Genomic DNA, 16336 nt, shown 5'->3' with positions numbered 1-16336 from the left:
GATGAGATTTCCCAATTAGTAAGACCCCTTGAAGACGACGAGGTAGATAGGTTGGAGGTGGAAGTGCAGCAATGCATGGAGCTGACCAATACTAATCGGTCGAGGGCTTATCCTAATATTCTGGAGTTTAGGCTTCAGAAGCAAATGAAAGTTTCGAACTGCAAATTCATTCGTATCTAGTTTTCAAGGATTAAACCTTGTACTGATTTTATGTTGCATACCTTTTATAGGGTAGGATATTTTGTTGAAGTATGAACAAAGTAGACAAGCAGCACAAAAATCCTGTTTGGTGGCGATAGCGGAGGGGTTCCACACGTACCCATCCCGAACACGACCGTTAAGTCCTCCAGCGCCGATGGTACTTGGACCGCAGGGTCCTGGGAGAGTAGGACGCCGCCAAGCAGAATACCACAACTCATGTGGTTTTTTTTTGCCTAGATTGTTTAGGTGTACATAAGGGCCCTTAGCTCAGTTGGTTAGAGCGCACCTCTGATAAGGGTGAGGTCGGTGGTTCGAGTCCACCAGGGCCCACCATAATAACATAACACACCAGTAAATATGGGGCCTTAGCTCAGCTGGGAGAGCGCCTGCCTTGCACGCAGGAGGTCAGCGGTTCGATCCCGCTAGGCTCCACCATATTCCCTGATAGCTCAGTTGGTAGAGCACTCGACTGTTAATCGAGTTGTCACAGGTTCGAGTCCTGTTCGGGGAGCCATTAAGGCCCGTTGGTCAAGCGGTTAAGACACCTCCCTTTCACGGAGGTAACAGGGGTTCGATTCCCCTACGGGTCACCATTATTGTTTTTATTTAGACGGAGGCTTAGCTCAGCTGGGAGAGCATCTGCCTTACAAGCAGAGGGTCGGGGGTTCGATCCCCTCAGCCTCCACCATCTTTACTTTTTTAAGAATTACTTTTACACCGTGCCGGTGTAGCTCAACTGGTAGAGCAACTGACTTGTAATCAGTAGGTTGGGGGTTCAAGTCCTCTCGCCGGCACCATTTTTATAAATGAGGAACCGTGGTGTAGTTGGCCTAACATGCCTGCCTGTCACGCAGGAGATCGCGGGTTCGAATCCCGTCGGTTCCGCCATTTTTTAAAAAATTAAGGCTCGGTAGCTCAGTCGGTAGAGCAGAGGACTGAAAATCCTCGTGTCGGCGGTTCGATTCCGTCCCGAGCCACCATAGATTTGAACAATGTTTCGTAGGTGCGCCGGTGTAGCTCAACTGGTAGAGCAACTGACTTGTAATCAGTAGGTTGGGGGTTCAAGTCCTCTCGCCGGCACCATTACGGAGGATTAGTGAAGTGGCTAAACACGGCAGACTGTAAATCTGCTCTCTACGAGTTCGGTGGTTCGAATCCATCATCCTCCACCATTTTGTATCTCATCAGAGGTATAACATTGTACTACACAACCGATACTGTTGTAGTTGTTGGGGATTAGCCAAGCGGTAAGGCAACGGACTCTGACTCCGTCACCATAGGTTCAAATCCTATATCCCCAGCCATATATGAGCCATTAGCTCAGTTGGTAGAGCACCTGACTTTTAATCAGGGTGTCGAAGGTTCGAATCCTTCATGGCTCACCATTTTTTTTACAAGTGTGCGCGTGTGGCGGAATTGGCAGACGCACTAGACTTAGGATCTAGCGTTTCACGACGTGGGGGTTCAAGTCCCTCCACGCGCACCATTGATTTGCGGACGTGGCTCAGCGGTAGAGCATCGCCTTGCCAAGGCGAGGGTCGCGGGTTCGATTCCCGTCGTCCGCTCCATTTTTATCACATGCATTTGCGCCCTTAGCTCAGCTGGATAGAGCGTTTGACTACGAATCAAAAGGCCAGGAGTTCGAATCTCTTAGGGCGCACCATTATTTTAATAGTTATATGTATGCGCCGATGTGGCGGAACTGGCAGACGCGCGCGACTCAAAATCGCGAGGGAAACCGTGGGGGTTCGAGTCCCTTCATCGGCATACATTATCGGGACGTAGCTCAGCTTGGTAGAGCACCTGGTTTGGGTCCAGGGGGTCGCATGTTCAAATCGTGTCGTCCCGATACTTTTATTTAATGCGGGTGTAGTTCAATGGTAGAACTTCAGCCTTCCAAGCTGATAGCGTGGGTTCGATTCCCATCACCCGCTTAGAATCGAAAAACGTGTAAATCCATGATATAAAGGATTTACACGTTTTTTTATGTTTATTTTTAGATGAATACATCCCAAATCTAGTGAATTATATACGATTATGATATCCTAAGATAAATTCAGTGGGGAACTTTTTATTCGTTAGGTAACCCTGCACAGATGAAGGAGAGATGCGGCATGAGTATCGTACAAAATGTGACGGAGCTTATAGGTCAGACACCCATGGTGAAGTTGACTCGAACGATCCCAGCCGGAGCTGCAGAAGTATACGCGAAGTTGGAGATGTTCAATCCTTCTGGGAGTGTTAAAGATAGAGCAGCTTACAATCTAATTGATACTGCTGAGAAAAATGGGTTACTTTCCCCTGGGGGTACCATTATTGAACCGACTAGTGGGAATACGGGGATTGGATTAGCTATGATTGCCGCGGCTAAAGGGTATAAAGCTATCTTAATTCTACCTGATAATATGTCCAAGGAACGTATCAATATTTTAAAAGCTTACGGAGCCGAGGTTGTTCTAACGCCAAGTAGTGAAAGAATGCCAGGTGCCATTGCGAAGGCACTGGAACTTAGAGAAGAGATCCCGGGGAGCTTTATTCCACAACAGTTCGAGAATCAAGCCAATCCTGACATTCATCGCACCACGACAGCTCTAGAAATATTGGAGCAAATGGATTATCGCTTGGATGCTTTCGTGGCGACAGCGGGTACGGGAGGTACGATTACAGGTACAGGTGAGACGTTACGTGCAGAATTGCCGAATATACACATTGCCGTGGTTGAGCCAATGGGTTCACCTGTACTATCAGGTGGCCAACCGGGACCTCATAAATTGGTAGGAACGAGTCCGGGGTTTGTTCCTAGTATCCTGAATACGAGCGTCTATGATGAGATCATTCAGATTGCTGATGAAGAAGCGATTGGGATGATGCAAGACCTTGCCCGATTAGAAGGGATTCTAGTAGGACCATCCTCAGGAGCATCCGTTTATGCAGCAGTACAAGTAGCTAAAAGATTAGGTGTTGGTAAAAGAGTGGTCTGTATAGCTCCGGATACAGGTGAGCGTTACTTGAGCATGGAATTGTTTTAGAGGAAATAACAAGTAGAACCGGCAATGCCGTGTTGGTTTCTTATATTTATAAATAAACCGCTGTGGACAAACCTGGGTCATTGTCCTCAACGGTTTATTTGGTATTCTAGTGAAATACGCCATGATCTCCATGTTACAGTTGAATCGTATGATCACGTGACTAATCCCTTGGGTAATCCACTCTCATAATATCTAGAAAAGGTACTTTAATTACTCCCATATCGTTCTCAAAATGAACTAATCGCGTTCGTGAGTCCATGATCGTAATTCGACCTCGTACTTGCTCTTCCCGTCCCCAGACGGTTACTTCAATCTCGCTGTCTTCATTTTTTGCTTCGACAAGTTGATTCCCTAACTCTTCTAATTCAAATTCATCTCGAGTAGGTCTTTTTGCAACCTTTGTCTTAGCCATATACATCCCTCCCCTTACGCAACTAAGCACTATCTTCAAGTATAACGTCAATTGTTATTCAAGTCATTGGCAATTGCATCAAGAGGTGTTATATAGGCCAATATGCTGCAGATCCAGGATGCTAGACCTTGCTCCAATATTCAAGCAATGGACCTTTTTCCCTAGGTTACTGAACCACAGATAATGCCTAACACTTCGTGTGTATTACTGTGGTAATGAAGATAACGAAATACACCATTCGTCGAACTATTTCTCCAATCATGAACATTAAAGATCGGTTCAACTTCCTTCGGGTTCTCGTGCAAACCCAATATACAGAATAACCGGCCAATGTGGATGATTGGGGATGGAGCTTATACAGAAACTACAAAATGTAATCAATTAGGGATAATTTCTCTAGATAAAAATAATGACGATCACAACTTAATGTTAGAGTATATAACTCCAAAATGGCACTTAAATAAATACTTTTCTCCATAAATTATTGATTGTAGACAGATTGACTCAATATTTGCCTACCTGTTTTACGCTTTGTCTAGTGTTAGTGATAACACATGAGCGTATGATGTTATTAAAAGGAACACGAAGTACGTATTATCCGAATCTGGCAGTCATATATGTCATTAAATATAACATTAATATCTTTTATAGAGTTAACGGGGGAGTGGATATGGGTATGACAGCGACGAGGATTCCTGAAATAGAACTAGATCAAATTAGTATGCAATATGCGACAGATTCCGCTGAGGTATTGGCACTTCACCAAGTTAGTATGGACATTGCTAAGGGGGAATTTGTTTCTCTATTGGGACCTTCGGGTTGCGGTAAGACCACGCTTCTTCGACTAATGGCGGATCTAATTCAACCAACAAGCGGCACCTTAAGAGTAGCTGGAGAGACGGCTAAGGAAGCTCGATTGGCACAGAAGTATGGAATCGTCTTTCAAAGCCCTGTGCTGTATGACTGGAGAAAAGTTAGGGACAACATTACGCTCCCATTAGAAATGATGGGTGTTAAGAAATTGGAAAAGGAACGTAAACCCGATGAACTGTTGGAACTGGTTGGGTTAGAGGGTTTTGCAGATAAATATCCATGGCAGTTAAGTGGGGGAATGCAACAACGTGTTGCGATCGCTAGAGCTTTATCTATGGAGCCAGAGATTCTGCTTATGGATGAACCCTTCTCTGCACTAGATGAGTTCACGAGAGAGCGGCTTAATGAAGAACTCCTGTCGATTTGGAGTAAGGTACAGAATACAGTTGTGTTTGTAACACACAGTATTCCTGAATCTATTTTTCTATCTGATCGGGTATTCGTTCTATCACCACATCCAGGAAGGTTATCAACGGTGGTGGATATTCCATTAGCTCGTCCACGTACACGGGAAATGAGAAGTAGTCCTCAATTCTATGAACTCATTGCGCAGATTCGCGATAGTTTCGAAGGAGTGTAATCGAATGAAGAGACAAAGTGTGTTTGTTCGTAGTCGGATGGTACATCGGATGAAGGGACAAAACGTGCTTTCTCGTAGCCGGATGTTGCCTACGATGGTATGGGTACTTGGGCTGCTCATCGTATGGGAATTGATGTCTTGGGTATTGTTACATCTGATTCAAGTGCCACTTGCTCAATCTAAGTTGCCATATGTACATGAAGTGATTCGAACCTTTGGGCAATATGGAACAACCTTAATGAGGGAGGGCGGGGTGACCTTTGCGAATGCGGGAGTGGGCTTCCTCATTGGAGCGATTGCGGGAGTGGGCTTCCTCATTGGAGCGATTGCGGGCGTACTCATTGCGATTCTCATGAGTGTATCGAAATGGATAGAGAATCTGACCTTTCCTTATGCGATTGCTTCCCAAATGATACCGGTGCTTGGGTTAGCCCCTATATTGTACGGCATTGTTCGAGATGAACAAATCGCACGTATTCTTATCGCAGGATATATTACGTTTTTTCCAGTCTCTTTAAATATGTTGAGAGGGTTAAGGAGTATTGAACCTTCGGCTCTGGAACTAATGTACTCGTGTGCAGCCAAACCGTGGAATGTTTATCTGAAGCTTCGCTTTCCGGCTTCGTTACCCGGATTATTTAGCGGATTAAAGATCGCAGCACCGCTGGCAGTGACTGGCGCTATATTAGTAGAACTTATGGGAGCACAGCATGGTATCGGAGTAATTATGTTACGCAATCTATATTATGGTCCTTCTCATACGTACATGTTCTGGTCAACGGTCATTGTAGGCGCATTGTTAGGTGTACTCAGTTATCTACTTATGAGCCTTATTGAGCGTTGGGTCTCACCATGGCAACCTGAGTTCCGAGCAAAAGGAGGGAACAACGAATGAAGGGAGACTCTTTAGAGGAACTAGATTGGGATAATCCAACAGGCGAACATGATGCAGCTCTAGTAATTCAACTGCCTAATTCTATGCCTTCATCGAATATAAACGTTCAATCCGTGGTGAAGGCTAACCTAGGAAAAAGAAAGAGAGGATCAGGAAGTCGAATCGGACTCCCTCTTCTAGCAGGAGTCCTTTTTATCACTTTGTGGCAGATGCAGGTAATCCATTCCTTATTTGATCTAAAAACATACCAGTTACCCCTTCCATCGACGATAGGAAATGCGATGGTAGATCATATGAGTCTATTAATTTCTTATACCCGATATACGCTTACGGAGGCAGTGTTAGGGATGCTTGTAGGATCAGCACTGGGTTTCATCATTGCACTGGTAGCGACTGCTTGGCCACGCTGGGGAATAGGAAGTATCCTGCTCGTAGCTGCTTTGAATGCAGTACCCATCGTAGCTTAGGCTCCTATCATGAACCTATGGTTCGGGGATGGAATGGGTTCAAGAATGGCCATTGTGACCGCGACGACGATGGCGGCTATGGCAATGAATGCGCACAAGGGAATGAGTACGGTAGATCCACTGGCACTTGATCTTATGCACTCTTACGCTGCGAAGAAGCATGAAGTATTCCGGTATTTGAGAGTTGTGAATAGTCTTCCATATGTATTCACTGCATTGAAGATTAACACCACGGCAAGTATGATTGGAGCCATTGTTGGTGAATTCTTTTTCTCATCCCGCGGACTTGGGTATCTGCTCTCCAACTCCATTAAAGTAGCCAAGATGCCACTAGGCTGGTCATGTATTATTGTAGCGGCTATTGCAGGTGTTATCTTTTATTTACTCGTAGAAAGAATTGAAAAGTATTGTATCAAGTGGCATCCCTCACAACGGACACACCGTAAAGTTTTGAAAAAAAGGTGGATTGCATCCACGTAGACTACTGACGTGGTACTCCCTATTGGGAGAGAAGCTGTGGAATGGACTGAATATAACATACTTCGATTAAATATGATGTCAGGTTGTGGTTAATATTTTTTCTAAAAATAGGGGGAGCTATCCATGAAGAAATCGAGTCGGAAATACCGTAGCACGTTGTTGTTGGCCATGATATTGATGATTTCTTCGATAATAGCTGGGTGTGGTAACAATACAAAAGGTGAAACGGATACAACTGGTAAGACAAGTGAACCAACAGCGGCAGTGGAAGCATCAGCAGATCCAGTCAAGGTGAAGTTGCAACTGAAATGGGTTCCTCAAGCTCAGTTCGCAGGATATTATGTGGCACTGGAAAAGGGATATTACAAGGAAGAGGGACTAGCGGTAGCGATTCTACCAGGGGGACCGGATATTGTACCAGAGCAACAAGTAGCCAGTGGAGCAGCTGATATTGGTGTGGATTGGGTTGCTAGTCTTTTGCCACATCAAGAGGAAGGCTTGCCGCTTATTGAAATTGCTCAAATCTATCAGAAGAGTGGTCTTGTACTCGTCTCCAAAAAAAGAAGCGGGGATTAATTCCCCTTCTGATCTCAAAGGGAAAAAGGTTGGTAACTGGATGGGTGGCAATGAATTCGAGATTCTAGCTTTGTTTGATAAATATAAGTTCGATCCAAATAAGGATTTAGAATTTGCTAAGCAAGGATTCACTATGGATCAATTCTTCACTGGAGAAGTAGATGCTGCATCCGCCATGACATATAACGAATTCCAAATGGTATTGGAACAAGGGACACTTGAGAGCGACTTGAACGTGATTGATATGAATGCGGAAGGTGTAGCGATGTTGGAAGATAACCTATTTGCCAATAAAGAGTGGTTAGCAGATAACAAAGAAACCGCTGCTAAGTTCCTACGTGCTTCATTAAAGGGTTGGAAGCAAGCGATTGATGATCCTGAAGGCGCGGTTGATAGTGTGATGAAGGAAGCAGAGGAGGGTAGCACTTCTAGAGACCATCAAGTAACGATGATGAAGGAAGTTGCGAAGTTGATTCTTCCAGAAGGATTTGACCCTGCCAAAATGGGATATATCGATGAAGCGGCATTCAAACAGACGGCTGATATTGCACATCAATTCGGTGTGATTAAGAAACCAGCAGATCTAAAAGAAGCTTACACGAATGAGATTATGGATATGGCTTCTAAATAATAGGATGTAGCAATATTTATTCATAGAGTGACAAGGTGACTGCTGGTAGTGAGTCACCTTGAAGCTACATTAAGAGGGGGAAGACAATCATGGATACGGTAACCATTGGGTTGATTCAGGTGAAACATGATGTAGATGGTAGCGAACCCGTGAATATTCACAAGGCTAGCTCAATCGAGAAACATATGAAGCTTGTGCGTGAGGCGAAACAAAGAGGAGCTCAAATCGTATCTCTTCAGGAAATATTTTATGGCCCATATTTCTGTGCAGAACAGACGGATAAATGGTACGACGCGGCAGAAGAAGTTCCGAATGGCCCCGCGACAAGGTTGTTTCAGGATTTAGCTAAGGAATTAGGAATCGTAATCATATTACCGATCTACGAACGAGAAGGGATCGCAACGTATTACAATACGGCGGCGGTTATCGATGCGGATGGTTCATACCTTGGGAAGTATCGTAAGCATCATATTCCACATGTGGGTGCAGGTGGGGGCGACTTTGGATTCTGGGAGAAGTATTATTTTAAGCCGGGTAACCTTGGATATCCTGTATTTGATACTGCTTTTGCCAAAGTCGGCGTATACATTTGTTATGATCGTCACTTTCCAGAAGGTGCAAGAATGCTTGGGCTCAATGGGGCTGAGATTGTCTTTAACCCTTCTGCAACCGTAGCGGGGACGTCGGAATACTTATGGAAGTTAGAACAACCAGCTCATGCGGTAGCTAATGGATATTATGTGGCAGCGATTAATCGAGTGGGTACGGAAGGTCCATGGAATATGGGTGAATTCTACGGTCAGTCGTATATCGTAGACCCACGTGGAAATTTCGTTGCCATGGGTAGCCGTGACCAGGATGAGGTCATCATTGGAGATATGAACAAATCCCTCATTCGTGAGGTTCGCGAGAGTTGGCAATTCTATCGTGATCGGCGTCCTGAGACGTATCAAGAGCTAGCTCGACTATAATAGCATGGGAATAACCCAGAGAAGAGATGGTAACCGTGGGATTGAATCAGACGCAAGTTGAGACACTTAACAATTACATTCAGGGGAAGTGGGTTGAATCTAAGTCTACGCAAGTTGAGGAGGTGTTCAATCCTGCGACAGGTGAGACGATCGCTTATGTTCCGATTTCAACGAAGGAAGAACTGGATGAAGCGGTGAGCGTCGCAGTTAAGGCTTTTGAATCTTGGCGAAAAGTACCTACTCCACGCAGAGCGAGATATCTTTTTAGGTATCAACAGCTATTGATTGAGCAATGGAGCGAATTGGCGCAGCTCATTACGTTGGAGAATGGTAAAAGCTACGAAGAAGCTTACGGTGAAGTTGGCCGGGGGATTGAATGTGTGGAATTTGCCGCAGGCACACCGACACTCATGATGGGAAGCCAACTTCCTGATATTGCGACAGGCATTGAGTCGGGGATGTACCGATACCCTATTGGTGTCATTGGGGGGATTACACCATTCAACTTCCCCATGATGGTTCCGTGTTGGATGTTTCCGTTAGCGGTGGCTTGTGGCAATACATTCGTTCTCAAGCCATCCGAAAGAACGCCTCTATTGGTGAATCGTTTGGCGGAGTTGTTTCAGGAAGCGGGTTTCCCAGATGGGGTGCTCAATATTGTGCACGGAGCCCATGATGTCGTCAATGCCATGTTACAAAATAATGAGATCAAGGCGATCTCATTCGTTGGTTCGCAGCCTGTGGCGGAATATGTATATTCGCAGGGGACTGCAACGGGGAAGCGAGTTCAAGCTCTTGCAGGTGCTAAGAATCATTCCATTGTGCTTCCAGATGCCGATATGGATAATGCCGTAAAGAATATTATCAGCGCTGCCTTTGGTTCCGCGGGTGAACGATGTATGGCTTGTTCTGTTGTCGTCGTTCTTAAGGAGATTGCGGATGATTTCGTGAATCGACTCATTGAGGCATCTGATCAGCTTAAGATCGGTAATGGAAGTGATGAAGGCGTGTTCCTTGGACCTGTCATTAGACAATCCAATAAAGAACGAACGTTGAAGTATATCGAGATTGGGGAACAGGAACAAGCCCTCCTTGTGAGAGATGGAAGGAAAGATGGCGCCGCTATGCAGACGGAAGGGTATTTCATTGGCCCAACGATCTTTGATCAAGTGCAGACACATATGACCATCTGGAAAGATGAGATCTTTGCTCCGATCCTCTCCATCGTACGCGTCAAAAGTCTAAGTGATGCGATTGATGTTGCGAATCAATCAGAATTCGCGAATGGAGCCTGTATCTATACCGATAGCGCAAAAGCCATTCGGCAATTTCGTGAAGACATCGATTCAGGAATGTTAGGTGTTAATCTTGGTGTCCCGGCGCCGATGGCATTCTTTCCTTTCTCGGGATACAAGAAGTCATTTTACGGTGATCTACATGCGAATGGTCGTGATGGGGTTGAGTTCTATACACGTAAGAAAATGGTGACCGCTCGATATTGAGAAATGAGTATAAGAATGCAATAGGGGGAGGGATTAACGTGCTCAATACCGAGACGGACAGTGCCAACGTAAGTCATAAAGATCAGAAATACCTATGGCACAGTATGTTGCCCTATAGTGAGAATAATCCTCCAATGGTCGTTACCGAGGCGCAAGGCTCATGGATTACAGACATGTCGGGTAATAAATACTTAGATGGGATGTCGGGTCTCTGGTGTGTGAATGTTGGATACGGGCGAAAGGAATTAGCGGAAGCGGCATATGAACAACTGTTGAAATTGCCTTATTTTCCACTGACACAGAGTCATATGCCAGCTATTCTTCTCGCCGAGAAATTAAATGAATGGTTGGAAGGTGATTACGTCATCTTCTTCTCTAATAGTGGTTCTGAAGCAAATGAAGCGGCCTTCAAAATGGTTAGACAATACCAGCAGCAGATCGGGCAACACTATCGATATAAGTTCATTTCACGCTATCGCGGATACCATGGAAGTTCATTGGGAGCGCTTTCTGCCACGGGTCAAGCTCAGCGCAAATTTAAATATGAACCCCTTAGCAGTGGGTTTCTTCATGTGAGCCCACCAGATAGCTACCGTCGTCCGGAAGGGCAGTCCATTGAAGCATTTAACTTACAATGTGCCCAATCGTTAGAGGATACGATCATTTGGGAAGGTGTTGAGAGTATTGCCGGTGTCATCATGGAGCCTGCAATTACAGGAGGTGGAGTCATTGTTCCGCATGCCATCTACATGGAACGGGTGCAGGAGATCTGTAGCACATATGGTGTAATCCTTATTGTTGATGAAGTGATCTGTGGGTTCGGACGCTCTGGAAAGAAGTTTGGACACCAGAATTTCAATATGAAGCCAGATATCGTGACCATGGCCAAGGGATTGACGAGCGGGTACCTTCCCTTATCTGCAACAGCAGTGCGCAAAGATATTTATGATGCTTTTAAAGATGAAGGGGAGTACAGCCATTTCCGCCATGTGAATACCTTTGGTGGGAATCCAGCAGCGTGTGCCTTAGCACTTCGAAACCTTGAAATTATCGAGCAGGACAATCTGGTTGAACGTTCTCGAATATTGGGGGAGCGTCTGAAGGATGAATTGATGGAACTGCTGGACCATCCCCTTGTTGGTGATATCCGTAGCTTCGGGTTAATTCTTGGGGTTGAACTTGTCGCGGATAAACGAACGAAGGTACCGGCACCACTGGATCTTGTGAAGAAAGTGATAAGTGAATGTAAAGCACAAGGACTCATTATCGGGAAGAATGGCGATACCGTAGCCGGGTTCAATAATGTATTAACCCTAGCACCGCCATTGTCTTCTACGGATGATGATTTAGAGTTTATCGTGAGTACGTTTAAACGGGTGATGAATAGTCAGTAACCTCCGAAAGTCACGACATGATCTGGCTATCTAACTTCACCTTCATTTTGTTAGGTTCAAGTAATTGATAAGCACGGAGTGCGACTTGGATCGCAATTCGGTTCTCTGGCAACATGAAGTCTTTGCTGAGCAGCTCGGTGATTTGATCTAGACGATAGTACAGAGACTGTCGAACAATGAATAATTTCCGCGCAGATTCTTGCTTAGATCCATCATGATCAAGATATACCCGAAGCGTTAACAGTAACTCACTTCCTTTGGCTTCATCATAATCAATTAACGGTCCTAGATAATTACGAATGAAAGACTGAAGTGTCTTGCCATCCGATTCCCATTCGTGATCCGAGTGATTCCATGTTAGGTCGTATAAATTCTCGATTTCGATCAAGCAGACGCGATAAGAGAGTTCGTTATATTTTTTAAAATCGGGTCCGATTAGGGCCTTCAGTTGGTTCTCATCTTTGAACGAGGAATTCATAAGTTCATCTACCCATAAATTCTCGGAAAATAGTTTGCGTTCTTCCATGTATCGAGTTCGAAGTTATTCTTGAGCAATGGATAGTGAGGCAGAATCTAAAAGCATGTAATCATACTCTCGAGGTCGATGCTGACACATGACGATGATATAAGCCCAAGTCTGATCTAGTGCACCTACAGGTTTGATTACTACGATATGGTTATTATATTCGCGGAGATAAGATGCCCCGTCAGGCTTGAGACCTTCTAATTCTGTTTGTATGGTATGGAACCAGTCGAGGAACAGATTTTGTTCTTGAAAGGAAAGGTTAGAAGGATGGAATAGGGTCTTACCTTGGTTAGGTTGATAGATAATCTGAGCATGGGTGCTGTGGTGTAGCAATTGAAGGACTTTCCATGTTCCTTGAGAAGTAAGGGTTAAGCGATGAAACTCTCTAGAGATACTCTCAAGTTCTTGAAGCATTCTGTGATGACGATTAATGATGATCGAGTGCAGGTCAAGCGTGATATCGACAAAACGAACGGGCTGAGGAAATACAATGAGTGGGAAATCATGCAAGTTGCACAGTTCAAGCAATTGGTCTGGGATGCTGTCGAAATAGGGCCCGATCTCAATGCATAGACATGCTACATTCTGCTTCATTAGATTCTCAGTAAATGTGATGGATGAGAGGGTATCTACATTAAAACCCATGCCAGTGGTAAGGATCATTTCCTCTCCGTGGATAAGAGTCTCAAAGTTCACGATTTCTAAGATATGAACCCAACGAATCTGACGATGAATTCCATTCAGGCCTGCTACAACCTCAACGTCTTGAAATAGAGGTCTTTGTAAGGCGTCCTTGATAGTAAATACGAGTTCCATATCCACGATAATCCCTCGCTTTCAAATGAATGAAGTGTTTTGTCACAATAATCCATAATCTTAACCATCTAATGTTAGCATATATAACTTATAAGGAAATGTAAATGCGTGAATTGAAGTGAAAATAACATTCTGTGTCCCAACAAAAATATTTTAAACCCTAAATGTAGTTTACATGTTATATTATGTTACACAAATGAATAAATATCCTGGAGGGGAATGTCATGCGGAATTTAACCATCAGTGCAGATAGAGTCCAAGAAAGAGTCTTACGGCTCGCTGAGATTGGCAAAATTAGTGACACAGGGGTATGCAGACTTGCTCTTTCCAAGGAAGATCGTGAAGCCGTGGATGTCGTAAGGATATGGATGGAGCAAGCTGGATTAAAAACTCGAATCGATGCCTTTGGTAACTTGATAGGACGAATCGAGGGAACTGATCGGGAAGCTCCAGCCGTGATGGTAGGATCACACATTGATACACAACCCTATGCAGGCAGATTCGATGGAATTATTGGTGTGGTAGGCGCAATTGAAACCGTTCAAACGTTATCTGACAAAGGAATGATTCCAAGAGTTTCTATCGAAGTGGTCTCCTTTTGTGATGAAGAAGGATGTCGCTTTAACAAGGGGTTGTTTGGTGTACGTGGAATTCTGAATCAGCTAGAGGAAGGGGAGTTAGAACGTGAGGACAAGAATGGAGTCACACGTCGAGAAGCGTTACTAGAATTCGGTGGAGATCCTGACAAGTTCGTTGATTCTCAATATGGAGCTGGCGAGATTGGCGCCTTTCTGGAGTTGCATATCGAGCAAGGTCCGGTTCTAGAATCGGTGGATTGTGCAGTAGGTATCGTTACTGGAATATCGGGTCCTCTATGGTGGACGGTTGATGTGTATGGATTCGCTGGTCATGCGGGGTCTGTGCCTATGAATCTAAGACAAGATGCCTTGGTCGGAGCGTCCAAGATTATTGTTGGGCTTCAAGCTATTGCCTCTAGAGATCCAGGTGCCCCAACGGTAGGCACGGTTGGCTCTCTTCAGGTATTTCCTGATTCGCGGAATATCATTCCAGAACATGTGCGGTTCACGATTGATTTGCGAGATATTGAGTTGCAACGTAGAGATCGGTTAGAGCAACAACTACGTGATCTAATCGATGATGTTATACAGGAACATGGACTTCGAGTAGAGATTAGAGAAGATATGAGAAGTGAACCGCGGTACTGTGCGGATTACATCAAGGGTTACATTCGAGAAGCTGCACAAGAAATGAACATCAAGGCTCCTGAGCTTATGAGTGGACCTTTTCACGACTCCATTGCCATGTCGTATTACTGTGATTACGGTATGATTTTTGTTCGCTGTAAAGATGGCATTAGCCATAACCCGCAGGAGTACTCAAGTAAGGAAGATATTGCATTGGGCACGGAAATTCTCTATCAGACCGTACTCAAAATGTGCCTAGATCAAGATCAGACTAATTCAGACGGGGTTGATCATACGGAGTATGTGATACAGGGGGGAGCACATGATGGCGAATAACCATCCACTTCAGCAGACCTATTTCACGGACATGTTACCACGTAACTTTGATGAATTCGAGGAAGGATTGAGTCGGAAAGCGGCGATGGAAGAGTCGAACCGTTGTCTCTATTGTTATGATGCACCTTGTATTAAAGCTTGTCCTACAGGCATTAACATACCTTCATTTATCAAACGAATTGCAACAGATAATTTAAAGGGATCAGCAACGACCATTATGGACTCTAATCCGATAGGAGCAAGTTGTGCAAGAGTATGTCCAACGGATGAGTTATGCGAGGGAGCTTGCGTGTTGAACGATGCATCGAAGCCAATTGAGATTGGTTTGTTGCAACGTTACGCAACGGATTGGGCAAGAGAAAATAATATACAGCTATTCTCAGCTGGAGCAACTAACGGGAAGAAAGTAGCCATCATTGGGGGAGGACCCGCAGGGCTATCTGCTGCAAGAGATCTTGCCAGAGCGGGCTTCGCTGTTGTGATCTATGAGGCAAGGGCTATAGCTGGCGGATTAGACACGTATGGGATTGTTTCATTTCGCTTGCCACAGACGATATCGTTATGGGAAGTGGAGCAAGTTGAGAAGCTTGGGGTAACGATTCAGACAGGCGTTAAAGTTGGAGTAGACATTACGGTGGAACAATTATTAGAAGAATATGATGTTGTCGTTCTAGCTGCGGGTATGGGATACGTTCCCCCTATTGGGTTAGAAGGAGAAGAGTTAGATGGCGTGTATGATGCGATCGAACTGGTTGAGAGCACAAAGAGTAATCTAACCTCTATGAACTTACTAGGGAAACGCATTGCGGTGATTGGAGCAGGGAATACGGCGATTGATGCTGCGACTTGTTCGGTCAGACTAGGTGCGACACAAGTGAGAATGATCTATAGACGTACCCGAGAAGAAATGACAGCCTATGACTTTGAGTATGAGTTTGCGAAGCAAGAAGGGGTAGAATTTAGTTGGCTCACAGCCCCAACCCGTATCATTGGGGATGTCTATGCTAAGGTCACGCATTTGGAATGTGTCCAGATGAAATTATCCGAGGAAAAGGGAAAAGACGGAAGATTGATTCCAGTTCCTGTTGAAGGATCTAATGTGTTGTTGCCAGTAGATGCCGTAGTGCTTGCAATCGGACAGACACGTCACGTAGAACTCATTGAACATTTGGGATTGGAACATGTCCGGGGCGTAGTCAGTATTGATGATGCTTCCCATCTGACGTCTCATCCTAAGATTTATGCAGCTGGCGATATTGTATTTGGATCGGGGAAGGGCGAAGCGATGGTCGTGTCGGCTGCGCAACAAGGTAAGCTAGTGGCTCAAGCTATAACGAGAAGATTCTCTATGGAGAATGATCTTGTAACAGAGTCCATTATATAAATAGCACCATGTCGGTTTTTCATAAAAAGGATACTTGGAGTAGGACTAAATGTGTATG

General features: G+C 44.8%; 15 protein-coding genes, 18 tRNA genes and 2 rRNA genes. 32 read left to right on the top strand and 3 right to left on the bottom strand.

Going from position 1 to position 16336, the window contains the following annotated elements; all coding sequences use genetic code 11:
* The 21 genes from AC1D7X_RS21770 to cysK form a co-directional block, all read left to right on the top strand.
* Positions 1-115 (top strand): 23S ribosomal RNA (locus tag AC1D7X_RS21770); the annotation flags it as partial.
* A 170-nt stretch (positions 116-285) separates the two neighbouring features.
* A 5S ribosomal RNA gene (gene rrf, locus AC1D7X_RS21765) occupies positions 286-402 on the top strand.
* Positions 403-457: 55 nt separating this feature from the next.
* Positions 458-534, top strand: a tRNA-Ile gene (locus AC1D7X_RS21760).
* A gap of 26 nt (positions 535-560) precedes the next feature.
* Positions 561-636 (top strand) — tRNA-Ala (locus AC1D7X_RS21755).
* A 3-nt stretch (positions 637-639) separates the two neighbouring features.
* A tRNA-Asn gene (locus AC1D7X_RS21750) sits at positions 640-715 on the top strand.
* 4 nt (positions 716-719) lie between these two features.
* Positions 720-794: transfer RNA gene (locus AC1D7X_RS21745), tRNA-Glu, on the top strand.
* Between the two features lie 19 nt (positions 795-813).
* Positions 814-889 (top strand) — tRNA-Val (locus AC1D7X_RS21740).
* 33 nt (positions 890-922) lie between these two features.
* A tRNA-Thr gene (locus AC1D7X_RS21735) sits at positions 923-998 on the top strand.
* A gap of 13 nt (positions 999-1011) precedes the next feature.
* A tRNA-Asp gene (locus AC1D7X_RS21730) sits at positions 1012-1089 on the top strand.
* Between the two features lie 16 nt (positions 1090-1105).
* A tRNA-Phe gene (locus AC1D7X_RS21725) sits at positions 1106-1181 on the top strand.
* Positions 1182-1208: 27 nt separating this feature from the next.
* Positions 1209-1284: transfer RNA gene (locus tag AC1D7X_RS21720), tRNA-Thr, on the top strand.
* A gap of 4 nt (positions 1285-1288) precedes the next feature.
* Positions 1289-1373 (top strand) — tRNA-Tyr (locus AC1D7X_RS21715).
* A gap of 58 nt (positions 1374-1431) precedes the next feature.
* A tRNA-Gln gene (locus tag AC1D7X_RS21710) sits at positions 1432-1505 on the top strand.
* Between the two features lie 5 nt (positions 1506-1510).
* Positions 1511-1586: transfer RNA gene (locus AC1D7X_RS21705), tRNA-Lys, on the top strand.
* A gap of 16 nt (positions 1587-1602) precedes the next feature.
* A tRNA-Leu gene (locus tag AC1D7X_RS21700) sits at positions 1603-1687 on the top strand.
* A 7-nt stretch (positions 1688-1694) separates the two neighbouring features.
* Positions 1695-1769 (top strand) — tRNA-Gly (locus AC1D7X_RS21695).
* Positions 1770-1787: 18 nt separating this feature from the next.
* Positions 1788-1864: transfer RNA gene (locus tag AC1D7X_RS21690), tRNA-Arg, on the top strand.
* Positions 1865-1888: 24 nt separating this feature from the next.
* Positions 1889-1968, top strand: a tRNA-Leu gene (locus AC1D7X_RS21685).
* A gap of 8 nt (positions 1969-1976) precedes the next feature.
* Positions 1977-2050 (top strand) — tRNA-Pro (locus tag AC1D7X_RS21680).
* A 14-nt stretch (positions 2051-2064) separates the two neighbouring features.
* Positions 2065-2135 (top strand) — tRNA-Gly (locus AC1D7X_RS21675).
* A gap of 180 nt (positions 2136-2315) precedes the next feature.
* Positions 2316-3230 carry a cysteine synthase A gene (gene cysK, locus AC1D7X_RS21670; protein ID WP_495456886.1) on the top strand — a complete coding sequence of 305 codons (915 nt, stop codon included), beginning with the start codon at positions 2316-2318 and terminating at the stop codon, positions 3228-3230.
* A 160-nt stretch (positions 3231-3390) separates the two neighbouring features.
* Here cysK and AC1D7X_RS21665 read toward each other — a convergent pair whose 3' ends face one another.
* Complete coding sequence (locus tag AC1D7X_RS21665; protein WP_495456885.1) at positions 3391-3642, bottom strand: YolD-like family protein; 252 nt, start codon at positions 3640-3642, stop codon at positions 3391-3393.
* Between the two features lie 670 nt (positions 3643-4312).
* Between AC1D7X_RS21665 and AC1D7X_RS21660 the strand changes: the two genes are divergently transcribed.
* The 9 genes from AC1D7X_RS21660 (at position 4313) to AC1D7X_RS21620 (ending at position 12011) form a co-directional block, all read left to right on the top strand.
* Positions 4313-5095 (top strand): ABC transporter ATP-binding protein, encoded by a 783-nt coding sequence (locus AC1D7X_RS21660; RefSeq protein ID WP_495456907.1) that lies wholly within the window; start codon positions 4313-4315, stop codon positions 5093-5095.
* Between the two features lie 4 nt (positions 5096-5099).
* Entirely contained in the window at positions 5100-5990 is an 891-nt protein-coding gene (locus AC1D7X_RS21655; RefSeq protein ID WP_495476107.1) for an ABC transporter permease, read from the top strand.
* Positions 5987-6457 (top strand): hypothetical protein, encoded by a 471-nt coding sequence (locus AC1D7X_RS21650; RefSeq protein WP_495456884.1) that lies wholly within the window; start codon positions 5987-5989, stop codon positions 6455-6457. The genes AC1D7X_RS21655 and AC1D7X_RS21650 overlap by 4 nt, the downstream gene beginning before the upstream one ends.
* Positions 6458-6466: 9 nt before the next feature.
* Complete coding sequence (locus AC1D7X_RS21645) at positions 6467-6937, top strand: ABC transporter permease (protein WP_495456883.1); 471 nt, start codon at positions 6467-6469, stop codon at positions 6935-6937.
* Positions 6938-7060: 123 nt separating this feature from the next.
* The gene (locus AC1D7X_RS21640; protein WP_495476106.1) at positions 7061-7513 is read left to right on the top strand and encodes an ABC transporter substrate-binding protein; all 453 of its coding nucleotides are present in this window, start codon (positions 7061-7063) and stop codon (positions 7511-7513) included.
* Positions 7479-8144 carry an ABC transporter substrate-binding protein gene (locus tag AC1D7X_RS21635; protein WP_495456881.1) on the top strand — a complete coding sequence of 222 codons (666 nt, stop codon included), beginning with the start codon at positions 7479-7481 and terminating at the stop codon, positions 8142-8144. The genes AC1D7X_RS21640 and AC1D7X_RS21635 overlap by 35 nt, the downstream gene beginning before the upstream one ends.
* Positions 8145-8230: 86 nt before the next feature.
* Positions 8231-9115: a nitrilase-related carbon-nitrogen hydrolase gene (locus AC1D7X_RS21630; protein WP_495476110.1), complete on the top strand. Its 885-nt coding sequence runs from the start codon at positions 8231-8233 to the stop codon at positions 9113-9115.
* A gap of 35 nt (positions 9116-9150) precedes the next feature.
* Positions 9151-10617, top strand: coding sequence for a CoA-acylating methylmalonate-semialdehyde dehydrogenase (locus AC1D7X_RS21625; protein ID WP_495456880.1), 1467 nt, complete (start codon positions 9151-9153; stop codon positions 10615-10617).
* 38 nt (positions 10618-10655) lie between these two features.
* Positions 10656-12011, top strand: coding sequence for an aspartate aminotransferase family protein (locus AC1D7X_RS21620; protein ID WP_495456879.1), 1356 nt, complete (start codon positions 10656-10658; stop codon positions 12009-12011).
* A 10-nt stretch (positions 12012-12021) separates the two neighbouring features.
* On the opposite strand, the gene AC1D7X_RS21615 is transcribed toward AC1D7X_RS21620, so the two are convergent.
* Together AC1D7X_RS21615 and AC1D7X_RS21610 are read right to left on the bottom strand one after the other, a co-directional pair.
* Entirely contained in the window at positions 12022-12489 is a 468-nt protein-coding gene (locus AC1D7X_RS21615; protein ID WP_495476105.1) for a helix-turn-helix domain-containing protein, read from the bottom strand.
* Between the two features lie 63 nt (positions 12490-12552).
* Positions 12553-13353, bottom strand: a complete 801-nt coding sequence (locus AC1D7X_RS21610; RefSeq protein ID WP_495456905.1) for a PucR family transcriptional regulator ligand-binding domain-containing protein — start codon at positions 13351-13353, stop codon at positions 12553-12555.
* 224 nt (positions 13354-13577) lie between these two features.
* On the opposite strand from AC1D7X_RS21610, the gene AC1D7X_RS21605 reads away from it, so the two are divergent.
* Positions 13578-14894 carry a M20 family metallo-hydrolase gene (locus AC1D7X_RS21605; protein ID WP_495476104.1) on the top strand — a complete coding sequence of 439 codons (1317 nt, stop codon included), beginning with the start codon at positions 13578-13580 and terminating at the stop codon, positions 14892-14894.
* Positions 14884-16278 carry an NAD(P)-dependent oxidoreductase gene (locus tag AC1D7X_RS21600; RefSeq protein WP_495476109.1) on the top strand — a complete coding sequence of 465 codons (1395 nt, stop codon included), beginning with the start codon at positions 14884-14886 and terminating at the stop codon, positions 16276-16278. The genes AC1D7X_RS21605 and AC1D7X_RS21600 overlap by 11 nt, the downstream gene beginning before the upstream one ends.
* Positions 16279-16336: the final 58 nt, after the last annotated feature.

The sequence above is a fragment of the Paenibacillus sp. Y568 genome, from assembly GCF_059445545.1.
The sequence above is the reverse complement of the archived record's forward strand: the minus strand, read 5'-3'. Positions and strand labels throughout refer to the sequence as shown.